Raw genomic sequence first — 24,448 nt, forward strand, 5'->3', positions numbered from 1 at the left:
ACGGTAGAGACGGGGTGGGGAGCGGCGGATCCCTCTCAGGAGCGCAGTCGCGAGCCGCGGCGTGCCGCTGGAGAGGGATTGCCGGGTACGACCAGACCGCTCTCGTAGGCGAGCATCACCGCCTGCGCCCGATCGCGCAGGCCCAGTTTGGTGAAGATCCGGCCGACGTGTGACTTCACGGTCTCCTCCGCGATCGTCAGCTCTCCGGCGATCTCGGCGTTGGCCAGCCCGGCCGCCACCAGCCTGAGCACGTCCAGCTCGCGCGGGGTCAGCGCGTTCAGCCGCAGCGCCTCCCGCTCGTCGATGGGCTGCCGGGTCGCGAACTCCTCGATGAGCCTGCGGGTGACGGAGGGCGCGAGCAGCGCCTCGCCGGCGGCGATCACGCGTACGGCGGTGATGAGGTCGGCCGGCGGCGCGTCCTTGAGCAGGAAGCCGCTGGCCCCGCCACGCAGCGCGGCGTAGACGTAGTCGTCGATATCGAAGGTGGTGAGGATGAGCACCTTCGAGCCGCCCGCTCCGGTGATGCGCCGGGTGGCCTCCAGACCGTCGAGGTGGGGCATGCGCACGTCCATGAGCACGACGTCCGGTCGCAGGTCGCGCGCCGCCGTCACCGCCTCCAGGCCGTCCCCGGCCTCTCCCACCACCTGCAGGTCGGGTTGCGCGGAGATCAGGGCCGCGAACCCGGCCCTGATCATCGCCTGGTCGTCGGCGACCAGTACCGTGATCATCCAGCGCCTCCTTCGGCGACGTCGCGGAACGTTCGTCCTCGCCCTGCGGCGACCTCGTGGTTCACCCGGCCGCCCGCCGCGGCAGCCGCGCCCGTACGGTGAAGCCGCCCGCGTCCGTCGCCGCCGCCGTGAGGTCGCCGCCGAGCACCGCCACGCGCTCGCGCATCCCGATCAACCCGAGTCGCGAGCCCGGCTGCGTCGTGCCGGACACATGCCGAGGAGGCTCGTTGTCCACGGCGAGCGACACCGCGTCCATCTCGGCACGGACCGACACGGTGGTACTGGCTCCGGGCGCGTGCCGGACGACGTTGCTCAGCGCCTCCTGGACGATCCGGTAGACGGTGACGGACTCCACGGGAGAGAGTGACGGGGCGGAGCCGGAGACGGTGAGCTGGACGGGCACGCCCGCCCGGCGCACCGATTCGGCCAGTACGCCGAGATCCTCCAGCCCGGGCTGCGGCGCGGTCCCCGGTCCGTCGTCGGAGCCCCGCAGCGCGCCGAGCAGGTGCCGCATGTCGCGCAGGGACTCGCGGGCGGCCGCGTTGATGGCCGTGAACTCCGCTGCGACCTCCTCGCTCACTCCTCCGGCGATCCGGTAGGGCGCGCTGGCGGCCTGTACGGCGATCACCGACATGTGGTGGGCCACCACGTCGTGCAGTTCCCTGGCGATCCGCGCCCGTTCCTCGAGGATCCGGCGCCGCCCGAGCTCGTCGGCGACGCGTAAGGTGGCCAGCCGCCTCATGCGCCTCGCCTGGCCGAGGACCACGGCCAGCAGCAGGGCCAGTGTCCAGGCCAGCAGCCCTCTGGACATGCGGTCCGGCCCCATGTCCTGCGGCACGCTCATGGCGACCCCGGCCGCGAGCGTGACGGCGACGGCGATGATCGTCACGCGCCGGGCCGATGACAGCGCCAGCACGTACATGACGGGGAGCTGGGCCAGCGTCTGGTTGAGCAGCCACGGCTGCGGCACGATCGAGCTGTGCAGCGCCAGCCCGAGGCCGGTGATCAGAGGCATGGCCACCACCATGGCCGACCAGGCGGGCAGCGGCCGGTGCCACGCCATGAGCACGGGTCCGGCGAGCAGGACCGCGGCCGGGACGGAGAGCACCCCGAACCCGGCGCTCACGGCGTAGAACAGCAGGTTGAAGATCAGGACCGCCGCGGCCAGCACGGCGAACGTCAGGCGGCGGAGCATCGGCCGGCCTGTACCCGGCGCCGGAGGCACTCGGACGTACCACGCCTCCCGCAGCACCCCCATGAATCCCACCTTATGGGGTGCCCGCCTTCCGCCGATCGCCGGCGGCGCTCAGAACTCCACGCCGCCGGCGATCGGCGGGTTGAGCCGGGCGAAACCCTCCTGACGCCGGTACGGGAAGTAGGGGTACGCCGCCGTGGTCGCGCTCGCCGCGTCCAGCCGGGCCACCTGGTCCGGCGTCAGCTCCCAGCCGATCGCCCCCAGGTTCTCCTGGAGTTGCGACTCGTCGCGGGCGCCGACGATGACCGAGGAGACGGTCGGGCGCCGGAGCAGCCAGTTCAGGGCGACCTGGGGGACCGACCTGCCGGTCTCCGCGGCGATCTCGTCCAGGGCGTCCACCACCGCGTACAGCAGCCCGTCGGCCACCGGCGGCCCGAAGGCGGCGGTCCTGTGCAGGCGGCTGCCCTCGGGAAGAGGCTGACCGCGGCGGACGCGGCCGGTGAGGCGGCCCCAGCCGAGCGGGCTCCACACCACCGCGCCGACGCCCTGGTCGCGGCCGAGCGGCATCAGCTCCCACTCGTAGTCGCGCCCGACCAGGGAGTAGTAGACCTGGTGCGCCACGTAGCGCGGGTAGCCGTACCGCTCGGCGGTCGCCAGCGACTTCATGAGCTGCCAGCCGGAGAAGTTCGAGACGCCCACGTAGCGCAGCTTGCCTGCCCTGACCAGGTCGTCGAGCGTGGACAGCACCTCCTCCACCGGGGTCGCCGCGTCGAAGGCGTGCAGCTGGAACAGGTCGATGTGGCCGGTGCCGAGGCGGCGCAGCGCGTCGTCGACCGCCTTGATCAGGCGGTGCCGGGAGGTCCCCGCGTCACCGGGGCCGTCGCCCATGGGCAGCCCTGCCTTGGTGGAGATGAGCGCCCGGTCGCGCCGCCCCTTGAGCGCCTGGCCCAGCACCTCCTCGGACGCGCCGTCGGAGTAGACGTCGGCCGTGTCGAACATCGTCACCCCCGCGTCGAGGCAGATGTCCACCAGCCGCCGGGCCTGCGCCACGTCGGTGTCGCCCCACGCGCTGAACAGCTCGCCCTTCCCGGCGAACGTGCCGGCGCCGAAGCTCAATGCCGGGACCTTGAGCCCGGACGCCCCCAACTGCCGATATTCCATGAAAAATCACTCCTTAATGGGTCTGTCGTCCCCTTAAGGTAGCACGCTAACGGGAAAGCTGTTTCATTATGAGTGGCGGCGCCGGTGGAAGGAGAGGGAGGCGAGGCAGAGCAGCACGGTCCACACCGCGCAGTAGCCACCGAAGAGAGCGCCGCCGCGCCCGGCGAACAGGGCGCCGGCGGTCATGCCGATCGCGCCCGCCGCGGCCATCGCCGCGCACGACCACAGCAGCGCCGCCAGCGTCCGGCGCGGCAGCGGCCGACGGAAAGGAATGAGGGAGGCCAGCACGACGGCGGCCATGAGCAGGCCCGCGGCGGCGTTGGCCCACTGGGCCCGCGCGACCTCGCCGGGCCCGTACTCCAGATAGGTCTCCGGGGCCACGCGCGGGCCGCCGGTCACGCCGATGCGCTCGGCGAGGGCGAAGTGAATCTTGGACGCGACGTAGAGCAGCGTCCAGGAGGCCGCTGCCCAGACGGCCCATCGTCCGGTCCAGGTGATCATGTCACGATCGTGCCGGTCGCCCGGGCAGCGGCGGATCCCCGTGACGAGCGAGCGCCCTCACTCTCACGGGGGAGACGACTCCTTACGCCTCGATACCGGCCTCCTTGGCGGCGCGGTCGATGGCGGCCAGCTCGTCGTCGGAGAAGTCGAGCCGGTCGACGGCGGCCACGTTCGCCTCGAGCTGCTCGGGGCTGGAGGCGCCGACCAGCACCGACGTGACGCGCGGGTCCCTGAGCGCCCAGGCCAGGGAGAGCTGCGCCACCGTCTGCCCGCGGGAGGCGGCCAGCTCCGACAGCGACCGCACGAACGCCAGCACCTCGGGCGTCACCCGGTCGGGAGTGAGGAAGCGCGCCTCGGCGGCCCGCGAGTCGGCGGGGATGCCGTCGAGGTAGCGGTCGGTGAGCAGGCCCTGGGCCAGCGGCGAGTAGACCACGCAGCCGACGCCCTCCTGCTCCAGTACGCCCAGCAGGCCGTGCTCGATCTTCCGGTTGAGCAGCGAGTACGACGGCTGGTGGATCAGCAGCGGCGTGCCCAGCTCGCGCAGCAGCCGGGCGGCCTGCGCCGTGCGCTCGGGCGAGAAGTTCGACACGCCCACGTAGAGAGTGCGCCCCGTGCGGACCATGTAGTCCAGCGTGGCGACCTGCTCCTCCAGCGGCGTCTCCTCGTCGTCGCGGTGCAGGTAGAAGATGTCCACGAAGTCGAGGCCGAGCCGGGCCAGCGAGCGGTCGAGCGTGGCGAGCAGGTGCTTGCGCGAGTTGCCCTTGCCGTACGGGCCGTCCCACATGGGGTTGCTGCCCTTGGTCGTGACGACCACCTCGTCACGCAGCGACCGCGGCAGGAGCCGGTTGAACGTCGCCTCGGCGGCGCCGAACGGCGGGCCGTAACGGTCGGCGATGTCGAAGTGGGTGATGCCGAGGTCGAGCGCCTTGTTGAAGATGGCGCGCTGGCTGTCGAGGGATTTGCCCCCGCCGAAGTTGTGCCACAGGCCGAGCGACACGGCGGGGAGGAGGAGACCGCTGCGGCCGCACCTTCTGTACGGCTGGCGTTCGTAGTCCAAGGATTACCTTCCTGCGATTCCGGTGAGCGTGACGCCCCGGATGAACGTCTTCTGCGCCAGGAAAAAGATGACGAGGATGGGCAGCATCGACACTAGCGCGACGGCCATCATCTGGTTGTACTGGGTCACATACTGACCGTTGAACATGCCGAGCCCCTGGGCGAGGGTGATCTTCTCCATCGAGCGCAGGTAGATGGAGTTCTCCAGATACTGGTTCCAGTTGCCCACGAAGGAGAACAGGCAGATCGCCGCGATGGCCGGCTTGGCCAGCGGCAGCATGACGCTCCACAGGATGCGCAGCTCCGAGGCCCCGTCGATGCGGGCCGCGTCGATGAGCTCCTGCGGGATCGTGGTGAAGAACTGGCGCAGCAGGAAGATGTAGAGCGCGACGCCGAAGAACTCCGGCACGACGAGCGGCAGATACGTGTCGACCCAGCCGAGCTTGGAGAACATCACGAACTTCGGCACCAGCGTGATCTCGCGCGGGATCATCATGGTCGCCAGCAGCGCCGCGAACATGAAGCCCGCCGCCCGCGCCCGCAGCCGGGCGAACGCGTACGCCGGCAGGATGCACGAGACGAGGTTGCCCGCCATGGACAGCGCGGTGATCACGATCGTGTTCATCAGGAACCTGGTGAACGGCAGCGACCCGGACCAGCCCTTGGCGTAGTTGTCGAAGTTGAAGGAGTCGGGCAGCCACTGCGGCGGGAAGGCCAGGTTCTCGGCGTCCGACTTGAGCGAGGTCGTCACCATCCACAGGAACGGCAGCAGGAACACCGCCGAGCTGATGGCCAGCAGGATGTACGCGCCGGAGCGCCGGATCCGTCTGACGCGCTCGGCCTGCTCCGAGCTCAGGGGCTTGCCGCCCGTGCGGGGGGAGCGCGCGGGTTTCACCGCGGTCTCGACGAGCATCGGCGACCTCACTTGAACTCGTAGTGCACCCAGCGCCTGGCCAGGCCGAACTGGATCGCGGTCACGGCGATGACCAGCACGAACATCGCCCACGACAGCGTGGCCGCGTACCCCATGTCGAAGTAGACGAACGCGTGCCGGTAGATGTAGAGCCCCAGCACCATCGTGGCGTTGCCGGGCCCGCCCTCGGTCATGACCAGGATGAGCACGTAGCTCTGCAGCGCCGCGATGAACCCGGTCACCACGTTGAAGAAGATGACCGGCGACATCATCGGCACGGTCACGCTCCAGAAGCGGCGCCACCACCCCGCCCCGTCGATCTCGGCGGCCTCGTAGAGCGTCTTCGGGATGCCCTGCAGCCCGGCCAGGTAGATGACGATCGTGTTGCCCGCGCCCCACACGCTCATCAGCACGAGCCCGGGGATGGCCCACTCCTGCGAGGCCAGCCAGCCCGGCCCCTCGATGCCGACCGACGCCAGCACCTTGTTGATCAGGCCGTAGTCGGGGTGCAGGATGTTCAGCCACAGCAGCGCCGTGGCCAGGCCCGACACCACCGACGGCAGGTACATCACGGTGCGGAACAGCCCCTGGAAGCGCAGCGGCTGGTTGAGCAGCAGCGCCAGCAGGAACGTGAACGACACGCCGAGCGCCACCGAGCCGAGGCCGTACTGCACGGTGTTCTCGATCGACTCCCAGAACTCGGGGTCGTTGAGCATGCGCTCGTAGTTGGCGAGACCCACCCACGTCGGCGGCTTCAGCAGGTTCCAGTCCATGAAGCTCAGCACGACGGCGCCGAGGATCGGGCCCGCGCTGAAGAGCACGAACCCGATCACCCACGGCGAGACGAACAGGTGGAAGCGCCGCGCCTCGCGGCGCGCCAGCGTGCTGCGGGCGCTGACGGCGGTCATGCGATCTTGTTCTCGGCCAGTACGGGCGTGACCTTGTCGGCGATCTCCTTCAGCGCGTCGTCCAGGCTGACCTTGCCCAGCATCGCGCGCTCCCAGATGGGCTTGGCCGTGTCGACGACCTTCTTGTTGGCCGGCAGCCGCAGCACGCCGTCGTCGGAGGCGTAGTCGGCCAGGACCTCCTTGACCAGCTTCGCCGTCTCGTCGGGGATGCCGACCGCCTTGGCGTTGGCGTCCCAGGCGGACTGCCGGGCGGGCGCGGTGATCTGGCGGAACTTGTAGCCGGAGGACGACAGGAACTCGTGCATGTAGATCCAGGCGGCGTCCTTGTTCTGCGAGGAGGCCGTCATCACCAGCGCGCTGCCCACGGCCGGGGTGAAGCGGCCGGCCGGGCCCTTGGGGATGTGCGTGGCGCCCCACTTGAACGCCGTCTGCTTGGACAGCTCCAGCATCAGCCAGGCGCCGTTGATGAGCATGGCCGCGTGCCCGGTCTTGAACGGGTCGACCTTCTCCAGCAGCTGCAGCTCGGCCAGGCTGGGCACCGCCTTGTCCTTGACCAGCAGGTCCAGCCAGCGACCCATGGCCTCCCTGGCCTTGGGCTCGTTGATCATCACCTTCGACTCGGCGGCGTCGAGGAAGCGCCCGCCGAACGGCATCAGGAAGACGGCGCCGAGGTCGGGACCCGGGGTCGGCATGGGGGAGAAGCCGTAGATCTTCTCCGCGCCCGACCCGCTGGTCATCTTCTTCGCCGTCTCGAAGAGCTTGTCGAACGTCCAGCTCTCGTCCGGGTGGTCGATCCCGGCCTTGTCGAACAGGTCCTTGTTGTAGAAGAGCAGCTTGGGCGCCATGTCGGTGGGCAGGCCGTACAGCTTGCCGTCGCGCTTGAAGTAGCCGAGCCCGCTCTGCGGGATGTCGTCCATGTCGAACTCGGGCGTCTTGGCGATGTACTCGTCCACCGGATGCAGCACCTGGTTGGAGATGAGGTTCTGCGTCCAGGAGTAGTGGTTGTAGAGCACGTCGGGCAGCGTGCCGCCGGCGGCCTGCGTCATGTACTTCGTCAGGAACTGGTCGAAGGGCGACGACTCGCGCTTGATCTCGATGTTCGGGTGGCGCTTCTTGAAGAAGAAGTCGAACTGGGCGTTGCGCACCTCGGTGACCGCGTCCGTGGTCATCGCCACTGTGATCGTCACCTTGGACGCCGGGTCGGCCACGTCCGTCTTCGGCCATGTCAGCGAGTTGTTGAGCTGCTCGGCCGCCTCGAACGGCCAGGCGTCGCTGCCCGGCCGGTTGGGGTCGATCAGCTGCGCACCGGACTTGACCGGAGCCGCGGCCTGCTTCTGCTGCCTGGTGTCCGCGCAGGCGGACAGCACGGGCGCCGTCGCGGCCGCCACCGCCAGGGCCAGCATCTGGCGACGGTTCATCTCCATGGTGGGCCTCTCAAAGGAAGAGCTCGATAGAGGTCGGATGTATCAGCGCGTTGATGAGCTGGACCTGTGGCAGTCCGTGAGGCATGGCCGTACCGTAGACCCGGTAATTAACTTCGTCAAGAATTGAATTGAAAGCGCTTGCAACCTAGGCTCTAGCGCACTGTGAGGAGATCCGGACGCCTTGACCGGCGGCCGTGCCAGGTGTGGGGACGGCTGGTGAGCCGCGATCGACTCCTCCTATCTCTTCCTTTCCCTGGAGGGCACGTGCCAAGCTGGACGTTCAGTGACGAGGACCTGGAAGCGGGGCTGACCCTCTCCACCGAGGGCGTGCTCACGCTGGAGGTGCGCCACCGCGAGCGGACGGTGCTGGAGCCGTCCAGGCTGGGCATCAGGACCGCCCACGCCGACCTGAGCAAGGGGCTCACCCTGTCCGGGATGTCCGAGCGGCGGGTCGAGGAGACCTACCGGACGGTCACCGGCAAGCGGCGCGAGCACGGCTACGAGGCCGGCGAGTGGACGCTGTCGTTCACCAAGGACGGGCACCGGCTCGACGTGCAGATCCGCGTCGGCGGGCATGGCGTGGCCTATCGGTACGTGGTGCCGTGGACGGGCCCGGTCACCGTCGTGGAGGAGGCCTCCGAGTACGTCCTGCCGCCCGAGGCCCGCGCGGTGCTGCTCCCGTACGAGAACGGCCGCTGCGACTACGAGGAGATCCACCGGCACGGCACCGTCGCCGACGCCGAGCCCATCCTGTACGGCTACCCCTCGCTCTTCGAGACCGGCGGCTCCTGGATGTTCGTCACCGAGTCGAACCTGGACAGCGGCTACGCCGGCTCCCGCCTGCTCCTCGACGGCAACACGTTCCGGCTCGACCTGCCCGACCCGTACGTGACCGCGGCCAGCCCCCTCACCACCCCCTGGCGCACGATGATCGTCGGCGACCTGGCCACGATCGTGGAGAGCGACCTGGTCACCAGCCTCGCGGAGCCGTCCAGGGTCGAGGACACCTCCTGGATCAAGCCCGGGGCCGCCGCCTGGTCCTGGTGGTCCGACGGGCCCTCGACGCGCGACCTCGACGCCCAGAAGCGCTGGACCGACTTCGCCGCCGCGAACGGCTGGCCGTACCTGCTGGCCGACGCGGGCTGGAACAAGGAGTGGATGCCCGAGCTGATCGCCTACGCCAAGGAGAAAGGCGTCGGCGTCTGGCTCTGGTCGCACTGGCAGCACGTGGACACCGAGCTGGAGCACCGCGAGAAGCTCGCGCTCTGGAAGGAGTGGGGCGCGGTCGGCGTGAAGATCGACTTCACCGAGTCCGACGGCCAGGACCGGATGCGCTGGTTCGACGCCATCCTGGCCGCCACCGCCCGGCTCGAGCTCATGGTGGTCTTCCACGGCGGCACGATCCCGCGCGGCACCGAGCGGACGTGGCCGCAGTTCATGACCGCCGAAGCCGTCAAGGGCGCCGAGTGGATCAAGCCGAAGCCCGGCAAGCAGCCGCTCTACCAGCCCGCCCACTACCTGTCGCTGGCCTTCACCCGCAACGTGCAGGGCCCGATGGACTTCACGCCGTGCACGTTCACCGGCGTGCGCACGATCTCGGCCGGGTTCGAGCTCGCGCTGTCGGTGATCTTCGAGTCCGGCGTCCAGCACTTCGCCGACGGCATCGAGGCCTACGAAGCCCGGCCGGAGGCCCTGCGGCTGCTGTCGGCCGTCCCCACCGCGTGGGACGAGACGCGGCTGCTGTCCGGCGACCCCGCCGACCACATCCTGCTGGCCAGGAGGAACGGCGGCGAGTGGTACGTCGGCGCGGGCGTGTCGGGCGAGGCCCGCACGCTCACCGTGCCGCTCGACTTCCTCGACCAGGGGGAATGGGCGGCCGAGATCTACCGGGACGCCCCAGGCGACCGGATCCTCGCCGAGACGGTCACCGTCTCCGCCGGGGGCAAGCTCGACCTCGCCGTTCCCCCCAACGGCGGGTTCACGCTTCACCTGAGGAGAGAAGACCAATGAACAAGCGCATCGGCGGCGTCTTAGCCGCCCTGGTGGTCACCGCCGCCGCCGCACTGCCCGCCGCCGCTCCCGCCGCGGCGGCCGCCTGGACGCTGCGCTGGAGCCCGGATCCGGCGGACGACACCGTCGCCGAGGCGTTCGAGGGCATCGAGGACGACCGCTCCGACTCGCACTCCGGCGTCACGCACATCTACGTCTCCGGCGGCGCGTACCGCTTCGACATGCACACCCAGGACCGCGACGGCGACGACCGCCAGCGCAACGAGGTCAAGGGCATGCGGACCGGCGGCAGCTCGTACCTCAAGATCCTAGAGAACGAGACCTGGCGCATCAGCTACCAGCTGTACATCCCGACCTCGCTGGACGCGACCAGCAGCTTCACCCACATCGCGCAGATGAAGGTGCCCGGCTCCGGCGCGCCGCTCTACACGATGTCGCTGCCGATCTCGGGTGGCACCCCCAAGATCAACGTCCGCTACTGGGACGAGGCCGAGCAGACCCACGAGGTCGGCAACACCAACCTGGAGCCGATCCAGGGCAAGTGGGTGGACACGACGTTCGAGTTCAAGGCCTCCGACAGCGGTTACCTGCGCTGGACGCTCAAGGACGGCTCCACCACGCTGGTCGACAAGCGCCTGGACAACACCGACCTGTGGCGGGGCGACGACGAGTACCTGCGGCCCAAGTGGGGCATCTACCGCAGCATCAACAGCTCCGGCCTGCAGAACACCTACCTCCTGGTCCGCAACCTGCAGGCCTACCAGCTCACCGGCGGCGGCAGCACCGACCCGTCCGCGTACGAGGCCGAGCAGGGCTCCTTCAGCGGCACCGCCCGCACCGCGTCCTGCTCCGGCTGCTCGGGCGGCACCAAGGTCGGCTGGATCGGCGGCGGCTCCGGCAACGCGGTCACGCTGAACGTGCAGTCCTCCTCCGCCGGCGCCCGGCAGCTGACGGTGCACGGCCTGGTGAGCGGCACGCGCAGTTTCCAGGTCAGCGTGAACGGCGGCGCCGCCCAGACCGTCTCGCTGACCGGCACGGACTGGAGCACGCCCGTCTCCACGACGGTCCCGGTGCAGCTCGGCGCGGGCGCCAACAGCGTCCGCTTCTTCAACGACGGCGCCAGCGCGCCCGATCTCGACAGGGTGACGATTCAGTGAGAAGGCACCTGGTGGGAGCCCTGGCGGCGATGGCGCTGCTCCTGCAGACGGCCCCGGCCCACGCCGTCGCCATCGGGGCTCCCCGATGGGAGACCCGGTGGAACCCCAGCCCGTGGCGCGACGGCGTCAACGCGTTCGAGGCCCTGGAGGACGACCGGCGCGGCTCCCATCCCGAGGGCCTGCCGCACGTGCGCGCGGAGAAGGGTGTGTGGCGGTTCGACGCGCACCTGGAGGACCGCGACGGCTCCGACCGCATGCGCAACGAGGTACGCGGCATGCGGGCCGCCGACGGCAGCCCGTTGGAGATCCGCAAGGACGAGACCTGGCGGATCACGTACCAGATGTACATTCCGGACACGCTCGACGCGACCACGAACTTCACCCACATCTGGCAGCTGAAGAACTCCGACGTCGGCACGCCGATCGCGCAGATCTCGCTGCCGGTCGTGAACGGCGTGCAGAAGATCGCGGCCCGCTACTGGACGCTGGAGGACAACAAGTCGCACGACTTCGCCACGGCAGACCTGGAGCCGATCCAGAACAAGTGGGTCACGACGACCATCGAGTTCAAGTCCGGCGACGCCGGATACATGCGGTGGGTGCTGCGTGACGGCCCGAAGAGCGGCTCGCGGACGATCGTGGACCAGAAGGTCGAGAACATCGACCTGTGGTGGACGCAGGAGCAGTACAACCGGCCCAAGTGGGGCATCTACCGCAGCATCAAGAGCGCCGGGCTGCAGGAGACGTATCTGCTGGTCAAGGACCTGAAGGCGGAGCAGCTCGGGCCCGCGACGCCGCCGGTGAAGCCGCCGCCGCCGGATCGCGGCCCGGGGACGTACGAGGCCGAGCGGGCCGGCAACGTCTTCGAGGGCGCCGCCGAGCCCGCCTACTGCGCCGTCTGCTCCGGCGGGCGGAAGGTCATCCTCATCGGCGGCAACGTCTACGACTACACCGTGGTCAGGGGCGTGCTGTCGGAGACCACCGGGACCCGGCAGCTGACCGTGCACGCGCTGGTGGACGGCTCCCAGTCGTTCTCGGTCAGCGTCAACGGCGGCGACGCGATCCAGGTGCCGATGACCGGCACCAAGGACACGGTGACCACCACGACGGTGCCGGTGGACCTGGTGGCCGGGGTCAACACGATCCGGTTCTTCGGTCTCACCGCCCGCGGGCCCGAGCTCGACAAGATCGTCATCAGATAGGTGGACCATGGCACATGACCTCAGCAGGCGGGCCGTGCTCGCGGCGGGTGGCGCGCTGGCGCTGTCCGCCGCGGGAGCGGTCTCCGCGAGCGCTTCGACGATCTGGCAGTCCCGCCTGGTGCGTTACGACCGGTGGGGGCGGCTGGCGTACGAGCAGGACGCGGAGGGCAACCGCATCCCCGACTTCAGCCATGCCGGCTACCGCAACGGCGAGCGGCCGATCCCGCACGTGCCGGTCGTCAGGACGATCCGCCCGATCGAGGGTGACAACACCGCCCATGTCCAGGCGGCGCTCGACGAGGTGGCCGCGCTGCCCCGCGCGCGGCGCGGCGCCCTGCTCCTGCTGCCCGGCCTCTACCCGGTGGCGGGCACCCTGTACGTACGGGCGAGCGGCACGGTCCTGCGCGGCTCCGGCGACGGTGAGGACCCGGCCGGCAACACGATCATCAAGGCCACCGGGAACAACCCGAAGGACCGCGACGTGATCGTGGCCGGCGGCGCTGCGGGCGGCGGCTGGACGGGCGAGGTGCCCGGCACCCGCACCGACATCACCACCGACTTCGTGCAGGTGGGCGCGCGCGAGTTCGCGGTGGCCGACGCGGGCTCGCTGCGGCCCGGCGACAACATCGTGATCACCCATCCCTGCACCGAGGAGTGGCTGAAGGCCATCGACTACGGCGGCCACGACGTGGGGCCGGCGTGGAAGGTGGGCGAGCACCCCCTCATCTACAACCGGTACGTACGCGAAGTTTCCGGAAATGTCGTGAAAATCGATGTCCCGGTCTTCAACCACCTCAACCGCGTCCTGTCCCCGTCCTTCCTCTACAAGTGGGACCGGGCCGGGCTGGTCACCCAGGTGGGCGTGGAGCGGCTGCGCGTCGACATCGAGTACCAGGGGGACCCGGAGCAGGACGAGGATCACGCCTACAACGCGATCGTCCTGCTGCGCACCGAGGACTCGTGGGTGCGCGACTGCACGATGCTCCACTTCACCCAGGCCGGGGTCGCCACCCAGGAGACCACCCGCGCCACGGTCGAGAACTGCCGGGCCGTCGACCCGGTCAGCATCGTGACGGGGAGCAGGCGCTACAACTTCAACACCTACGTCTACTCGCAGCAGGTGCTCTTCCGCGACTGCTACGCGTACAAGGCCAGGCACGCGTTCGTCTCCAACGGCCACAGCACGGTGTCGGGCGTGGTGTTCCTGCGCGGCACCTCGGAGTACGCGCTCAACTCCAGCGAGGGCCACCGCCGGTGGTCGCAGGGGCTGCTGTTCGACGGCCACAAGGACGTCGACCCGCACTACGACTACACGCTCGGGCTGTACAACCGCGGCCGGTACGGCACCTCGCACGGGTGGTCGGCGGCGCACTCGGTGGCGTGGAACTGCGACGTGTCAACCAGCAGGCTCATCGTGCAGAAACCGCCGACCGCCCAGAACTACGCGATCGGCTGCCAGGGCACGATCACCGGCGACGGGCCGTTCGCGCAGCCGGCCGGGTACATCGAGGGCGCCAACCAGCCCGGCCTCCTGCCGCCCTCGCTCTACCAGGCGCAGCTGCTGGACCGGCTGCGCCGGTAACGCGGACCAGGCGCAGCCGCCGACTGTCCGGGCGCTGGGGCGGCTGCGCCTACAACCTCACAACTGGCGGGTCAGGCGGAGCAGGCCGCCCTCGGGGACGTTGACCTGGGCGATGCCCGGGCGCAGGGGCAGGTTGCCCTCGGTGACGGTGCGGCCGCGGCAGTCGAGGATCGTGGCGTGGGCCGTACCCGAGTCGGGCACCCGCAGCAGCACGTCGGTGGAGGCGTCGCCGTTGGCCAGCCAGAGCGTGCCGGTGGCGGGTGCGGCCACCGGCATCGGCGCGTACCGGGCCGTGATCACCGTGTCGCCCGAGCGGGCCGTGACCTGCGGGTAGCCCAGGTCGGGACGGGCGGGCTCGAAGGAGCCGCGCTGCAGCACCTCGGCGTGCTCCCGGAAGAAGCCCAGCCAGAACCGCAGCACCTCGCGCTGCTCGGGCGTCTGCGCGGTCAGGTCCACCGAGATCTGCGGCACGGAGAAGAGCACGTTGACGAGCTGCGTGGCGACGTGCTCGGCCCGCTCGTCCGGGTGCCACATCAGCATGTCGGCGTGCACGGCCAGAGGTCCCGCGATCAGCCGCAGGTCCACCGTGCGCTGCCGGTTGTGCGCCGGGCTGAGCGGGCAGTCGGAGGCGCGCACCATCGTGGCGTACGGCCACAGGCCCGGGCTCACGTACGGCTGCCGCAGCTCGACCAGGCAGTCACGCGGCAGCTGCGCCAGGAGCCGGCGCACGCCTTCGTTCACCGTCCGGCAGTCGGCCTCGGGGCCGGGCTCGGGCGGGTCCTCCACGGCGAACTGGTCGATGAAGTCGATCTTGAGGCCGTCCATGCCCCACTCCGTGACCGCCCGGGTGAGGTGGCCGGCGATCAGGTCGCGGACGTGCGGGTAGCGGGGGTCGACGACGGCGGCGTTCATGTGCTCCTTGTACGCCAGCGTGTACCCCCGCACCTGCTCCCAGAGCGCCGTGTGGCGGCCGACGAACGGCAGGGCGTACCAGAGCAGGTAGGCCAGCCCCGCGTCCCGCACCTTGGCCACGTGTCCCGAAATATCGGGGAATGTGGTGGGGGACGGCTCCCACTCGCCGACATAGCCGTACCCGCGCCCCCGATCGTCGCTGTGCCAGCCGTCGTCCACGATGATCGCCTCGCAGCCCAGCTCGGCCGCCGGCCCCGCCTGCCGCTCCACGCTCTCGGCGCTGACGTGCTGCTGCATGGCGTACCAGGTCGAGTACGCGGGCATCCGCGCCGCCTGCGGCACGTCGGCGACCGGGCCGTGCAGCGTGCGCCACCAGTCCGCCACCTCGGCCAGCGTGGTCGCGAAGTGCCGCCGGGTGAGGTCGAGCCGCAGCACGAGCCCCGTGTCCGGCTCGGCCTCGTGCTCCACCCAGAACCCGAACTCGCCGGTCTCCTCCACCACCCCGGTCCGCGTCCGCACGGGCCTGACCACCTCGCCGGCGGCGTAGGCGCACAGTGCCACGTCACCGGCGCCCACCAGGCAGCCGACGGGCGCGTTCTTCTCCAGCGCCGCCACGCGGGGACGGCGCCAGAACGGCGGCAGCCCCCGGTGCTCGCCGCCGTCGGCGGCCCAGAACGCGGTCGCGTCCACGCACGGCACCCGCCAGGCCACCCGCACGTCCGCGGTCCGGTCGGGGACGAGGCGCAGCTCCAGGACACCCGGGGACGCCTCGGTAGCCGTGCAGGTGAGCACGGCCGCCGCCGAGCACTCGAACGCGAGCCCCGCGGCCTCGATCCGCACCTCCTCCGGCTGCTCGAACGTTCGATCGTGCGGCTGCCAAATGCCGGGCGCTGCGGTCACTCGGTCTCTCCTTCTCAGAGGCGTCTCGGTCGCTGGGACCCGCTGCCTTCCCTCGTCGCTCCGGTCGCTTCGCTCCCTGCGCTCCTCGGTCCAGGCAGCGGCGCTCCCTCGAGGGCGAAGTGCTGCTGGATGGCGACCGCGGCGGCGCCGCGGGCCCACTGTTCGAACGATCGCGGGCGCAGCAGCAGGCGGCAGTCGGCGGCCGCGCCGAACGCCTGGGCCGCGAACGACCGGTTGAGCTGCTCCTCGAACAGCCCGTACGAGGCCAGCCCCGGCACGTCCCCGGTCACGATGATCCGCTCCGGCCCGAACAGGTTGGCCATCGCGGCCATGGCCAGCCCGATGGCGTGCCCCGCGCGGGCGAACACCTCGCGCACCGCCGGATCGCCCGCGTGGGCGGCGTCGATGGCCGCGTCCACGGTCAGCGACGCGTCGCCGGACGCCGCGCGCGCGGCCGCCAGCAGGGGCGCCGTGCCGGCGATGGCCTCGACGCAGCCGCGCCCGCCGCAGTGGCACTCGGGTTCGTCACCCCCGACGGGGATGTGGCCGATCTCCCCGGCCACCCCGTGCGCACCGGCCACCACCCGGTCGTTGACCACCAGCCCGCACCCTATCCCCACCCCCACCGTGACCAGGGCGAACGACGACGTGCCCACCCCGTCGCCGAACCACTGCTCGGCCACGGTGAGCGACTTGACGTCGTTGTCGATCGTGACGAGCAGGCCCGTGGCCTCGGCGGCCAGCCGCGCCAGCGGCACCTGGTGCCACTGCAGGAAAGGGGAGTAACGCACCACCCCGTGGGCCTTGTCGACGTCGCCCGACACGGCCAGGCCCAGCGCGTGGCAGCGCTCGCCGTAGGCCGGGTCGGTGGCCAGCAGCTCGGCGACCAGCTCGGCCAGCGCCGAGACCACACCCTCGGCCGACGTCGTGGCCAGCGGGCGGTGCGCCGAGACCAGCGGCTGCGCGCGCAGGTCGGTGACCACGCCGATGAGCTCCTCGTGGGTGATCTTCACCCCGCAGAAGAACTCCCGCTCCGGCCTGATGGAGAGCGGGCTGGCCGGGCGGCCCGCACCCGGCGCCGTACGCTCGGTGGCCTCCAGCTCCTCCAGGTAGCCCGCCTCGATGAACGGCCGGGCGGCCTTGGTGACGGCGGCGGATGACAGTCCGCTCCGCTTGGCGATCTCCACCCGGGAGACCGGCCCCTGCGTCAGCACCATGGTGAACACGGTCGCCGCCGCGGGGGTCGAGGTGAGCCGAGGGTGCATGAGTGCGATAGTAGCAGTAATTAACTTCGTCAAGAATTGAATTCGAGCGGGGTCGTGCCTAGGCTCCGGGGCATGCGATCGGTGACTTTCGACGCCTCCAGCCGCAGGTGGCTGCTGCGTACCCCGGGCACGAGCTACGTCGTGGCCCTCGCGGACGACGACGCCCCCCGCTGCCTGCACTGGGGCCCCGCGCTGACCGCCGAGCAGGCCGCCAGCCTCCCCGGCCCCGCCGCGTCCGGGGCCAGCAGCTTCGACAGCACGGCGGGCGAGGAGGAGCTGGTCTCCGAGGTGGGGGCGCGGTTCGAGACGCCGTCGCTGCAGGTCGTCCTCCCGGGCGGCGACCGGGGGATCGAGTGGCGGCACGACGGCCACGACATCGACGGGGGCCACCTGACGCTGCGCTTCTCCGACCGCCGCCATCCGCTCCTGGTCGAGCTGCACTACCGGGTGCACGAGGACAGCGACGTGATCGAGCGCTGGACCGTGCTGCGCCCGCGGGTGCCGGTGACCGTGCTGCGGTGCGACTCGGCGGCCTGGAGCGTTCCGGCGCTGGAGGGCTACCGGCTCAGCCACGTCACGGGCGGCTGGAGCTCGGAGCACGCGCTGGGCCGTACCGAACTGGCCGTGGGGGAGACGACGCTGACCAGCAGGCGCGGGGTGACCAGCCACCACGCGAACCCCTGGCTCATGATCGACGGCGGCGACGCGGGCGAGCGGCACGGCGAGGTGTGGAGCTGCGCCCTGGCCTGGAGCGGGAGCTGGCGCGTCACGCTCACCCGCACGCCCTCCGGGCGGGCGAGCTGGACCGGCGGGTTCGGGCACGAGGGCCTCAGCTGGCGGCTGGAGCCGGGCGAGGAGTGGGTGACGCCGGTGTTCGCCGGCGTGTACGCGCCCGACGGGTACGGCGAGGCCAGCCGGCGCTGGCACGACCACATCGCCAGGCACGTTATGCCCCGGCCGGACGAGCCGCGCCCGGTCGTCTACAACGCCTGGGAGGCCGTCGGGTTCGACGTGAACGAGGCCAACCAGCGCGACCTCGCGCGGCTGGCCGCCCGGGCGGGCGCGGAGCTGTTCGTGATGGACGACGCGTGGTTCGGCGGTCGCACCGGCGACAGCGCGGGGCTCGGCGACTGGTGGGTCAACGAGGAGCGCTTCCCCGACGGGCTGAGCCCGCTCATCGACGAGGTGCACCGGCTCGGCATGCGCTTCGGTCTGTGGGTCGAGCCCGAGATGGTCAACCCCGACAGCGACCTCTACCGCGCCAACCCCGACTGGGTCCTGCACATGCCGGGCCGCTCCCGCACGCTGCTGCGCAACCAGCTCGTGCTGAACTTCGCCCGCCCCGACGTCGCCGACTGGGCGCACAAATGGCTGCACAAGCTGGTCTCCGAGCATGACCTCGACTTCCTGAAGTGGGACTTCAACCGCGCCTTCACCGAGGCGGGCCGGCCCGGCGACCCGGACCAGGACCGGCTCTGGATCGACCACGTCAGGGCCGTCTACTCGATCATGGACCGGCTCCGCGCCGACCACCCGCACCTGCGCATCGAGGCGTGCGCGGGCGGCGGCGGACGTACCGACCTGGGCATCCTGGCCCGCACCGACCAGGTGTGGGCCTCCGACAACACCGACGCCCACGACCGCATCGCGATCCAGCGCGGATTCAGCCAGGTGTACCCGGCCCGGGCCATGGCCGCCTGGGTCACCGACAGCCCGAACCCGCTCACCGGGCGGGCCGTCCCCCTCCGCTTCCGCTTCCACGTGGCGATGGCCGGGGCGCTCGGGCTCGGCGGCGACCTCGCCCGCTGGAGCGAGGCCGAGCTGTCCGAGGCGGCCGAGCTGGTGGCCGTCTACAAGGACATCCGGCCCGTCGTGCAGTTCGGGCGGTTGTGGCGGCTTCCGTACGGGGTGCAGTACGTGCACGGGGACCGGGTGGTGGTGCTCGCCTGGCACGGGCCCGTCGCGTTCGGCACGCCGATCGCGCCGCTCCGCCTGGCCGGGCTCGACCCGGACGGCCGCTACCGGGACGAGGACACCGGCGCGGTGCACCACGGCGCGGTGCTGATGTCGCGCGGCCTGCCGCCGCTGACGCCCAAAGGCGCCTACGCCAGCACCCTCCTGCGCCTGCGCGCCTGCTGACCCGTCGGATCACCGGGCCGGATCACCGGACCGGATCACTGGGCCGGATCATTGGGCCGGATCATTGGGCGACCTCCCGCCGCAGCTCCTCGAGGGCCTCCTCCATCAGGCGCGGGAGCCGGTCGCCGTGCGCGAGCGCGGCGGACAGGACGCAGGAGACGACCATGGTCGTGTCGCTGTAGACCATCGACATGGCCCCTCCGCCGGTGTCGTACGTGGGCGGGACGGCGAAGCAGCCGTCCAGGGGCAGGTTCACCCCGATGACGCTCACCGTCAACCGGCCCGGGAACGCCTTCGGCACGAGCCACCTGAGCAGCCGGAACACGACCGCCGGGGCTTTGACGGGATAGCGGTCGCGCCGGTAGACGGCCATCCGCTCGAAGCTCGTCTGCTCCATGACCCCGCGCAGCCGCTCGCGCGCCTCGGGCTCGGCGCAGGGCAGGTCGACCGGCATGGTGGTCGCGCCGTTGCCCAGCCCGCCGTCGCGCAGGCGGCCGTTCAGGTTGAGCGGGAAGGAGACGGTCGTGCCCCGGCGGCCCGCCTTCCGCCAGTGGGCCGGGTTCCAGGCCCGCAGGGCTCCGGCCAGCATGGCCAGGCCGACCTGCGGGACGCTCGCGCCGGTCGCGGCGGCGATCTCGCGGAAGGCGGCGAGGTCGAGCCGCAGGAAGAACGTCCGCGCCCCCGACCTGCCGGTCCTGCCCGGGGGCGGTCTGAGCCGCGCCGACGGGGCCGCCAGCCGGGCCGCCGTGGCGAGCAGCCGCATCCGGGCCCTGGCCGGCGCCCGCACCGCCACGTTCGGATCGGGCGCCGGGACGGTCCTGCCCAGCAGCACGGCCCGCGTCGCGATCCGGGCCGCCCCCACGCCGTCCTGGAAGGCATGGTGCACGCGATAGCACAGGATGTGCTCGTCCGCGGCGTACCCGTGCACGACCATCAGGCTCCACAGCGGGTGCTCGGGCAGCAGCCGGTTCTCCCTGACGGCGTCCACCACGGCCGCGCCCACGTCACGGCCCGGCGCCACCCGGTACTCCACGACGTGGCAGGCCGGGTCGAAGGCGGGATCCGGCTCCCACCCCTTGCGGGCCAGCCGGTAGGTCAGGACCGGCGCCCGCGTGGCCGCCTCGGCGACCCGCCGCCGCAACTCCCAGGAGTCGGGGGCCGGGCCGGGCATGCGCGCCGCGAGGGCGATGTGCAGCCGGTGGTCTCGGGCCGAGCCGAGCTCGCCGAGGAAGAGCCGGTCCGACCCGGTCAGCGGTACGGCCGCAGCAGCTCCCATGACCGGGCTAACCGGCCGTTTGCCGCGCGAGGTACGAACGGTGCGCCATCCGGGCGACGTCCCCGACCGTCATCTCCATCGTGAAGTCGGAGGGGTCGATGTCCAGCCCGTGGCCGCCCAGCGCCGCCCGCAGTTCGAGCACGCTCATGCTGTCGGACTCGAGATCGTCCACGAACGTCGTCTGCGGGGTGACGGCCGCCGGGTCGACGACGTAGATCTCGGCGCAGTACTGGCGTACGAGCCGCAGGATGTCTTCCTCGGACAAGAGTCCTCGCCTCTCCGTCGGGGGTCTGTCGGGGGTCCCAGCATGTCGCCGCGCGGGAGGCCGGGGCGGCGCCGGAGTCCTCGTGTCCGGTCAAGAACGGCCCTGGACTAGTCGATCAGCGGGCCGAGCCGGGTCGCGACGTCCGCTTGGGCCTTGAGGGCGGCCCGGCAGCGGGTCCAGTCGTAGCGGGCCGCCCAGCAGGGGCAGCACCAGCTTGCGCATCCGGTGGTGGTCGGCCCCGTGCTCCGCGAAGATCGACCGCGGCCCCCATGCCGCGGCCGTGGGCCGGCCCTCGAACGGGTCCAGCGGCGCCGCCATGACCTCGCCGATCAGCGCGGGGTCGCGCATGAGCGCGACCCGCCCGATGCCCGGCGCCCAGAACGCGAACACGTCGCCGTAGCGTTCGAAGGCCCGGTCGAGGAGGTGCTCGCCCCGCACGAGGTACGCGGGCAACGCCAACAGAGCCAGCCGGCCGGGGCCTGGGACAGGACGCGCCATGGTCACCCGCCGATGGTAGGAAAGGCGCCCGCCCGATGCCTCGTGCAACGCCGGGAGCAGGTAAAACGGGGGGTGTGCGATTCGGCGTGCGGCAGTTTGAACTGTCCCTGATGCACCGGATGCGCGATCTCAACCCCGCGCGGGTCGAGGACGCGCTCCGGGTCATGGGCGCGACCAGGGCGGAGCTGCGGGCCGCGCACGCCCAGTGGACGAGGATGCTCCACTCGCCGAGGGCGCCGAAAACGCTCCGGCCGCTGCTCGGCCGCCCCGCGTACGAGGGCACGACCGCCGTCGGCAGCCTGACCTGCGGCGTGTCCCGCTGGGCCCTGCCGTCCTGGCCCGGCCTGGAATTCGAGGTCCTGTACGGTCCCGGCGGCGAGACCTGGAACCAGTGGTTCGTCCGCCCCGGGGACCCCAGGACGCTGTCCTTCGCCGAGCTGGCGCCCTGGAGCTGCGTGGTCGCCGACGTCGCCGCGAGCTTCCCCGGCGCCGTCCACCAGGAGGGCCAGGCTCCGCACCACTGGGCGGTCGACTTCGCCCATGGCGGCGCCACCCATCGCGCCCGGTTCGTCTACGGCCTCTGCCAGCGGATCGACGCCGTGTAGCCCGAAAGTCCGGCTGGAAAGCTTCGATGATCGATCGCATGATGAGGGTCCGGGTTTCCTGAGGAAGAAAAGGTGACGAAATATGCTCCGTGCCCTCGCCGTGTCCGTGGCCGCCGGGATCCTCTCGTTCGGGGGGCCGTCCCCGGCTCAGGCGAGCGTCACCTGCCCACCGGAGGGGCCCGTCTGCCAGGAGGTTCGCGGGGTGCCCGGTGACCGCTACTACTGGTTCACGATCGAGCCCGCGCCGACCACGGCGGCCTTCACCTTCACCGTCAACGGCGTCCTCACCCCCGGCTCCCTCACGACGTCCATCGCCGGCACCGCGCTCGAAGGGGACTTCCGGCCCGCCCTGGTGCTGGTCGGCGGGGACCGGGTGTGCATGCGCGCCAGCAGCCTGAGCGGTGAGTACTGCGCCACCACGCCCTAGCCCGGACAGTTCTTTACTGGTCTGTACAAAATCCGCTAACCTCCTCCCATGGGCAGGCCACGGGAGTTCAGTGATCGGGCGGTCGTCGACGCCGCGATGGAGGTCTTCTGGGAGAAGGGGTACGAGGCGACCTCTACCCAGGACCTGTGTGAGCGCACCGGGCTCGGCCGCGGCAGCCTCTACAACGCCTTCGGCAGCAAGCACCGCCTCTACGAGGAGGCGATCCGCCGCTACGCCGAGACCAAGGCCGAGGCGCAGCTGGCGATGCTGGCCGAGCCCGGGTCGGTGCGCGCACGGCTCAGGGATCTCATGCTCGGTGTGATCGACGCCGACATGGCGGACCCGGGCCGGCGCGGCTGCCTGGCGCTCAACGCCGCCACCGAGTCCAGCGGGCGCACCGAGGCGGTCGCGGGGCTGGTGCGGCGGCAGTTCACCGACCTGGAGCAGGCGCTCCAGCGGCTGGTCGAGATCGGCCAGAGCACGGGCGAGCTGTCGTCGGACCGGCCGCCGCGGCAGGTGGCGCGGGCGTTCCAGAGCGCCTACTACGGCCTGCGCGTGCTCGCCAAGGTCACTGGCGACCGGGACGCCCTCCTCGACGTCGTCGACGGGGCCGTCGCCGCCCTGTAGCAGCCCTGGCCGCGGTTCATGGAGCCGCGGCCTTTTTGCCGCCCTAGTTCTGTACTGATCTGTAAAGAAAGAGAGCGAAGATCGATGAGGCTCAGTGTGCCGTCGCTGATGTGGTGCGTGTTCGGGATAACGACCGGCGAGTTCGTCATCGCCGGCATCCTCCCGGGCATCGCCACCGACCTGGCCGTCTCGATCCCGGCCGCCGGGCTGCTGGTGACGGCGTACGCCATCGGGATGATCGTCGGCGGGCCCGTGCTGACGGCCCTCACCGCCCGTTTTCCGCGTAAGCCGCTCATCCTGGTGCTGCTCGGGATCACGATCGCCGGGAACCTGGCCTCCGCGCTCGCCCCCGCGTACGGCGTGCTCTTCGCGGCCCGGGTCGTCACGTCGCTGGTGACGTCCACGTTCTTCGCCAACGCGATCGTCATCGCGGTCTCCACCGCCGCGCCGGGCAAGCAGGCGTCCACCGTCTCCAAGCTCGTCTTCGGCATGAACCTGTCGATGATCCTGGGCGCGCCGATCGGCACGTTCATCGGGAACGCCCACGGCTGGCGGGCCACGTTCCTGGTGGTCGCGGCGTGCTGCGCGGCCGGGTTCGCGCTGGTCGCGCGGCTGGTGCCGGACGTGCGCGAGCCGTCCGGCGGGGGCTCGGCCGTGAGCGAGCTGCGCGTCTTCCGCGACCGGGACGTGCGGCTCGCCATCGCGGTCACGGCCGTGGGCAACGCGGGGCTGCTCATGGTGTTCACCTTCTTCGCGCCCCTGGTCACGGACGTCACCGGCTTCGCCGGCGGCGCGGTGGCGGCCCTGCTGCTGGTGTACGGGGTGGGCGCGGCCGTGGGCAACTTCCTGGGCGGCCGGCTGTCGGACCGGGCGCCGATGGCCGCGCAGCTCGGGTTGCTGGGGGCGCTCGCGGCGGTGCTCGTCCTGATGTGGGCCGGGAGCGGCAGCATGCCGGTGACGGCGGTCATGGTGTTCGTGCTGGGCGCGGCGGGGTTCGCGGTCATCCCCGGCATGCAGGCGCGCGTGCTGGCCACGGCCTCGGCGGCGCCCACCCTGGCCATGGCGGTGAACGCCTCCGCCTACCAGCTGGCCGCCGCCTTCGCCGCCTGGCTCGGCGGGCGCGTCATCGACGGCGGGCTCGGGCTGCGCTCCCTCTACGTCGTGGCCGCCGTGGTCACGGTGGCGGGCATCGCGGTCAGCTCGTACGCCTGGCGTCGCTCCCGCGTACCGGCCTGACCCCCGCGAAGGCGGCGTGGACGGCGTCGGCGATCTGGCGCTGGATCGGGTCGGCCTCCGGCCCGAACAGCAGGTCGTCCACCCGGGACACCACGCCTGTGGCCGCCTCGAGCAGGCGCGCGCCCTCGGGCGTCAGCTCGATCGTCGACGCCGACCCGGCGCGGGCCGTGCTGTCGCGCGCCAGCCCCGCCGCGACCAGCGCCTTCACCGCGGTGTGCACGCTCTGGACCGTCGTCCCCGACATCCGCGCCAGCTCGCTGAACGACACCCCGGGCACGCCGGATATGTGACCGAGCAGGCCCAGCCGGCTGACCGTGAGGTCGAGCGGGGCCAGGGCGGCGGCCAGCTCGGTCTCGATGCGGCGCGCCAGCGTGAGCAGGACGATCGAGGGGCTGGTCACGGGCGGACCGGGGCGATCGGCGTTCTCGGTGGTCACCCCGCCAGTCTCCCGCACCCGCAGG

23 protein-coding genes are annotated in these 24,448 nt (G+C 71.3%); 9 read left to right on the forward strand and 14 right to left on the reverse strand.

The window, feature by feature from the left end; all coding sequences use genetic code 11:
• Nucleotides 1-35 precede the first annotated feature (35 nt).
• The 8 genes from AB0L65_RS24805 to AB0L65_RS24840 all read right to left on the reverse strand — a co-directional run bounded on the left by AB0L65_RS24805 (nucleotide 36) and on the right by AB0L65_RS24840 (nucleotide 7,880).
• Entirely contained in the window at nucleotides 36-728 is a 693-nt protein-coding gene (locus AB0L65_RS24805) for a response regulator transcription factor (RefSeq protein WP_364249215.1), read from the reverse strand.
• 61 nt (nucleotides 729-789) lie between these two features.
• Nucleotides 790-1,986 (reverse strand): histidine kinase, encoded by a 1,197-nt coding sequence (locus AB0L65_RS24810; protein ID WP_364249217.1) that lies wholly within the window; start codon nucleotides 1,984-1,986, stop codon nucleotides 790-792.
• A 48-nt stretch (nucleotides 1,987-2,034) separates the two neighbouring features.
• On the reverse strand, nucleotides 2,035-3,084 hold the full coding sequence (locus AB0L65_RS24815) for an aldo/keto reductase (RefSeq protein ID WP_364249219.1): 1,050 nt from the start codon (nucleotides 3,082-3,084) through the stop codon (nucleotides 2,035-2,037).
• A 66-nt stretch (nucleotides 3,085-3,150) separates the two neighbouring features.
• Complete coding sequence (locus AB0L65_RS24820) at nucleotides 3,151-3,585, reverse strand: hypothetical protein (RefSeq protein ID WP_364249221.1); 435 nt, start codon at nucleotides 3,583-3,585, stop codon at nucleotides 3,151-3,153.
• An 82-nt stretch (nucleotides 3,586-3,667) separates the two neighbouring features.
• The gene (locus AB0L65_RS24825; protein ID WP_350727702.1) at nucleotides 3,668-4,642 is read right to left on the reverse strand and encodes an aldo/keto reductase; all 975 of its coding nucleotides are present in this window, start codon (nucleotides 4,640-4,642) and stop codon (nucleotides 3,668-3,670) included.
• Nucleotides 4,643-4,645: 3 nt separating this feature from the next.
• Nucleotides 4,646-5,554: a carbohydrate ABC transporter permease gene (locus AB0L65_RS24830; RefSeq protein ID WP_364249223.1), complete on the reverse strand. Its 909-nt coding sequence runs from the start codon at nucleotides 5,552-5,554 to the stop codon at nucleotides 4,646-4,648.
• Nucleotides 5,555-5,562: 8 nt separating this feature from the next.
• Nucleotides 5,563-6,462, reverse strand: a complete 900-nt coding sequence (locus AB0L65_RS24835; RefSeq protein WP_350727704.1) for a sugar ABC transporter permease — start codon at nucleotides 6,460-6,462, stop codon at nucleotides 5,563-5,565.
• On the reverse strand, nucleotides 6,459-7,880 hold the full coding sequence (locus AB0L65_RS24840; protein ID WP_364249225.1) for a sugar ABC transporter substrate-binding protein: 1,422 nt from the start codon (nucleotides 7,878-7,880) through the stop codon (nucleotides 6,459-6,461). Before AB0L65_RS24840 ends, AB0L65_RS24835 begins: the two co-directional genes overlap by 4 nt.
• Before the next feature lie 270 nt (nucleotides 7,881-8,150).
• Here AB0L65_RS24840 and AB0L65_RS24845 point away from each other — a divergent pair, with 270 nt between their 5' ends.
• From AB0L65_RS24845 to AB0L65_RS24860, 4 genes are read left to right on the forward strand one after another with little or no spacing between them, the layout of a single operon-like run.
• A complete protein-coding gene (locus AB0L65_RS24845) occupies nucleotides 8,151-9,896 on the forward strand; it encodes a glycoside hydrolase family 97 catalytic domain-containing protein (RefSeq protein WP_364249227.1) in 1,746 nt (581 codons plus the stop codon).
• The gene (locus tag AB0L65_RS24850; protein WP_364249229.1) at nucleotides 9,893-11,053 is read left to right on the forward strand and encodes a CBM35 domain-containing protein; all 1,161 of its coding nucleotides are present in this window, start codon (nucleotides 9,893-9,895) and stop codon (nucleotides 11,051-11,053) included. The genes AB0L65_RS24845 and AB0L65_RS24850 overlap by 4 nt, the downstream gene beginning before the upstream one ends.
• Nucleotides 11,050-12,255: a hypothetical protein gene (locus AB0L65_RS24855; RefSeq protein ID WP_364249231.1), complete on the forward strand. Its 1,206-nt coding sequence runs from the start codon at nucleotides 11,050-11,052 to the stop codon at nucleotides 12,253-12,255. Before AB0L65_RS24850 ends, AB0L65_RS24855 begins: the two co-directional genes overlap by 4 nt.
• Before the next feature lie 7 nt (nucleotides 12,256-12,262).
• Nucleotides 12,263-13,837 (forward strand): hypothetical protein, encoded by a 1,575-nt coding sequence (locus tag AB0L65_RS24860; RefSeq protein ID WP_364249233.1) that lies wholly within the window; start codon nucleotides 12,263-12,265, stop codon nucleotides 13,835-13,837.
• A 57-nt stretch (nucleotides 13,838-13,894) separates the two neighbouring features.
• Here AB0L65_RS24860 and AB0L65_RS24865 read toward each other — a convergent pair whose 3' ends face one another.
• Both AB0L65_RS24865 and AB0L65_RS24870 read right to left on the reverse strand, forming a co-directional pair.
• Nucleotides 13,895-15,649, reverse strand: a complete 1,755-nt coding sequence (locus AB0L65_RS24865; protein ID WP_364249235.1) for a glycoside hydrolase family 36 protein — start codon at nucleotides 15,647-15,649, stop codon at nucleotides 13,895-13,897.
• A gap of 14 nt (nucleotides 15,650-15,663) precedes the next feature.
• Nucleotides 15,664-16,914 carry an ROK family protein gene (locus AB0L65_RS24870; protein ID WP_364249237.1) on the reverse strand — a complete coding sequence of 417 codons (1,251 nt, stop codon included), beginning with the start codon at nucleotides 16,912-16,914 and terminating at the stop codon, nucleotides 15,664-15,666.
• Between the two features lie 72 nt (nucleotides 16,915-16,986).
• Between AB0L65_RS24870 and AB0L65_RS24875 the strand changes: the two genes are divergently transcribed.
• On the forward strand, nucleotides 16,987-19,053 hold the full coding sequence (locus AB0L65_RS24875; protein ID WP_364249239.1) for an alpha-galactosidase: 2,067 nt from the start codon (nucleotides 16,987-16,989) through the stop codon (nucleotides 19,051-19,053).
• A 61-nt stretch (nucleotides 19,054-19,114) separates the two neighbouring features.
• On the opposite strand, the gene AB0L65_RS24880 is transcribed toward AB0L65_RS24875, so the two are convergent.
• From AB0L65_RS24880 to AB0L65_RS24890, 3 genes are all read right to left on the reverse strand, one after another.
• The gene (locus AB0L65_RS24880) at nucleotides 19,115-20,329 is read right to left on the reverse strand and encodes a wax ester/triacylglycerol synthase domain-containing protein (RefSeq protein WP_364249241.1); all 1,215 of its coding nucleotides are present in this window, start codon (nucleotides 20,327-20,329) and stop codon (nucleotides 19,115-19,117) included.
• A 7-nt stretch (nucleotides 20,330-20,336) separates the two neighbouring features.
• Complete coding sequence (locus AB0L65_RS24885; RefSeq protein WP_364249243.1) at nucleotides 20,337-20,594, reverse strand: acyl carrier protein; 258 nt, start codon at nucleotides 20,592-20,594, stop codon at nucleotides 20,337-20,339.
• A gap of 90 nt (nucleotides 20,595-20,684) precedes the next feature.
• Nucleotides 20,685-21,098, reverse strand: coding sequence for a hypothetical protein (locus AB0L65_RS24890; protein WP_364249245.1), 414 nt, complete (start codon nucleotides 21,096-21,098; stop codon nucleotides 20,685-20,687).
• Between the two features lie 80 nt (nucleotides 21,099-21,178).
• Here AB0L65_RS24890 and AB0L65_RS24895 point away from each other — a divergent pair, with 80 nt between their 5' ends.
• The 4 genes from AB0L65_RS24895 (at nucleotide 21,179) to AB0L65_RS24910 (ending at nucleotide 23,987) form a co-directional block, all read left to right on the forward strand.
• A complete protein-coding gene (locus AB0L65_RS24895; RefSeq protein WP_364249247.1) occupies nucleotides 21,179-21,697 on the forward strand; it encodes a hypothetical protein in 519 nt (172 codons plus the stop codon).
• Between the two features lie 82 nt (nucleotides 21,698-21,779).
• Complete coding sequence (locus AB0L65_RS24900) at nucleotides 21,780-22,124, forward strand: hypothetical protein (protein WP_364249249.1); 345 nt, start codon at nucleotides 21,780-21,782, stop codon at nucleotides 22,122-22,124.
• Nucleotides 22,125-22,172: 48 nt separating this feature from the next.
• Nucleotides 22,173-22,751: a TetR/AcrR family transcriptional regulator gene (locus AB0L65_RS24905; protein ID WP_364249251.1), complete on the forward strand. Its 579-nt coding sequence runs from the start codon at nucleotides 22,173-22,175 to the stop codon at nucleotides 22,749-22,751.
• 84 nt (nucleotides 22,752-22,835) lie between these two features.
• A complete protein-coding gene (locus AB0L65_RS24910; protein WP_364249253.1) occupies nucleotides 22,836-23,987 on the forward strand; it encodes an MFS transporter in 1,152 nt (383 codons plus the stop codon).
• Here AB0L65_RS24910 and AB0L65_RS24915 read toward each other — a convergent pair.
• Entirely contained in the window at nucleotides 23,947-24,423 is a 477-nt protein-coding gene (locus tag AB0L65_RS24915) for a MarR family winged helix-turn-helix transcriptional regulator (RefSeq protein ID WP_364249297.1), read from the reverse strand. The genes AB0L65_RS24910 and AB0L65_RS24915 overlap by 41 nt on opposite strands.
• Nucleotides 24,424-24,448: the final 25 nt, after the last annotated feature.

Origin of the sequence: Nonomuraea sp. NPDC052116, from assembly GCF_040680035.1 — a bacterium.
Lineage (GTDB): Bacteria > Actinomycetota > Actinomycetes > Streptosporangiales > Streptosporangiaceae > Nonomuraea > Nonomuraea angiospora_A.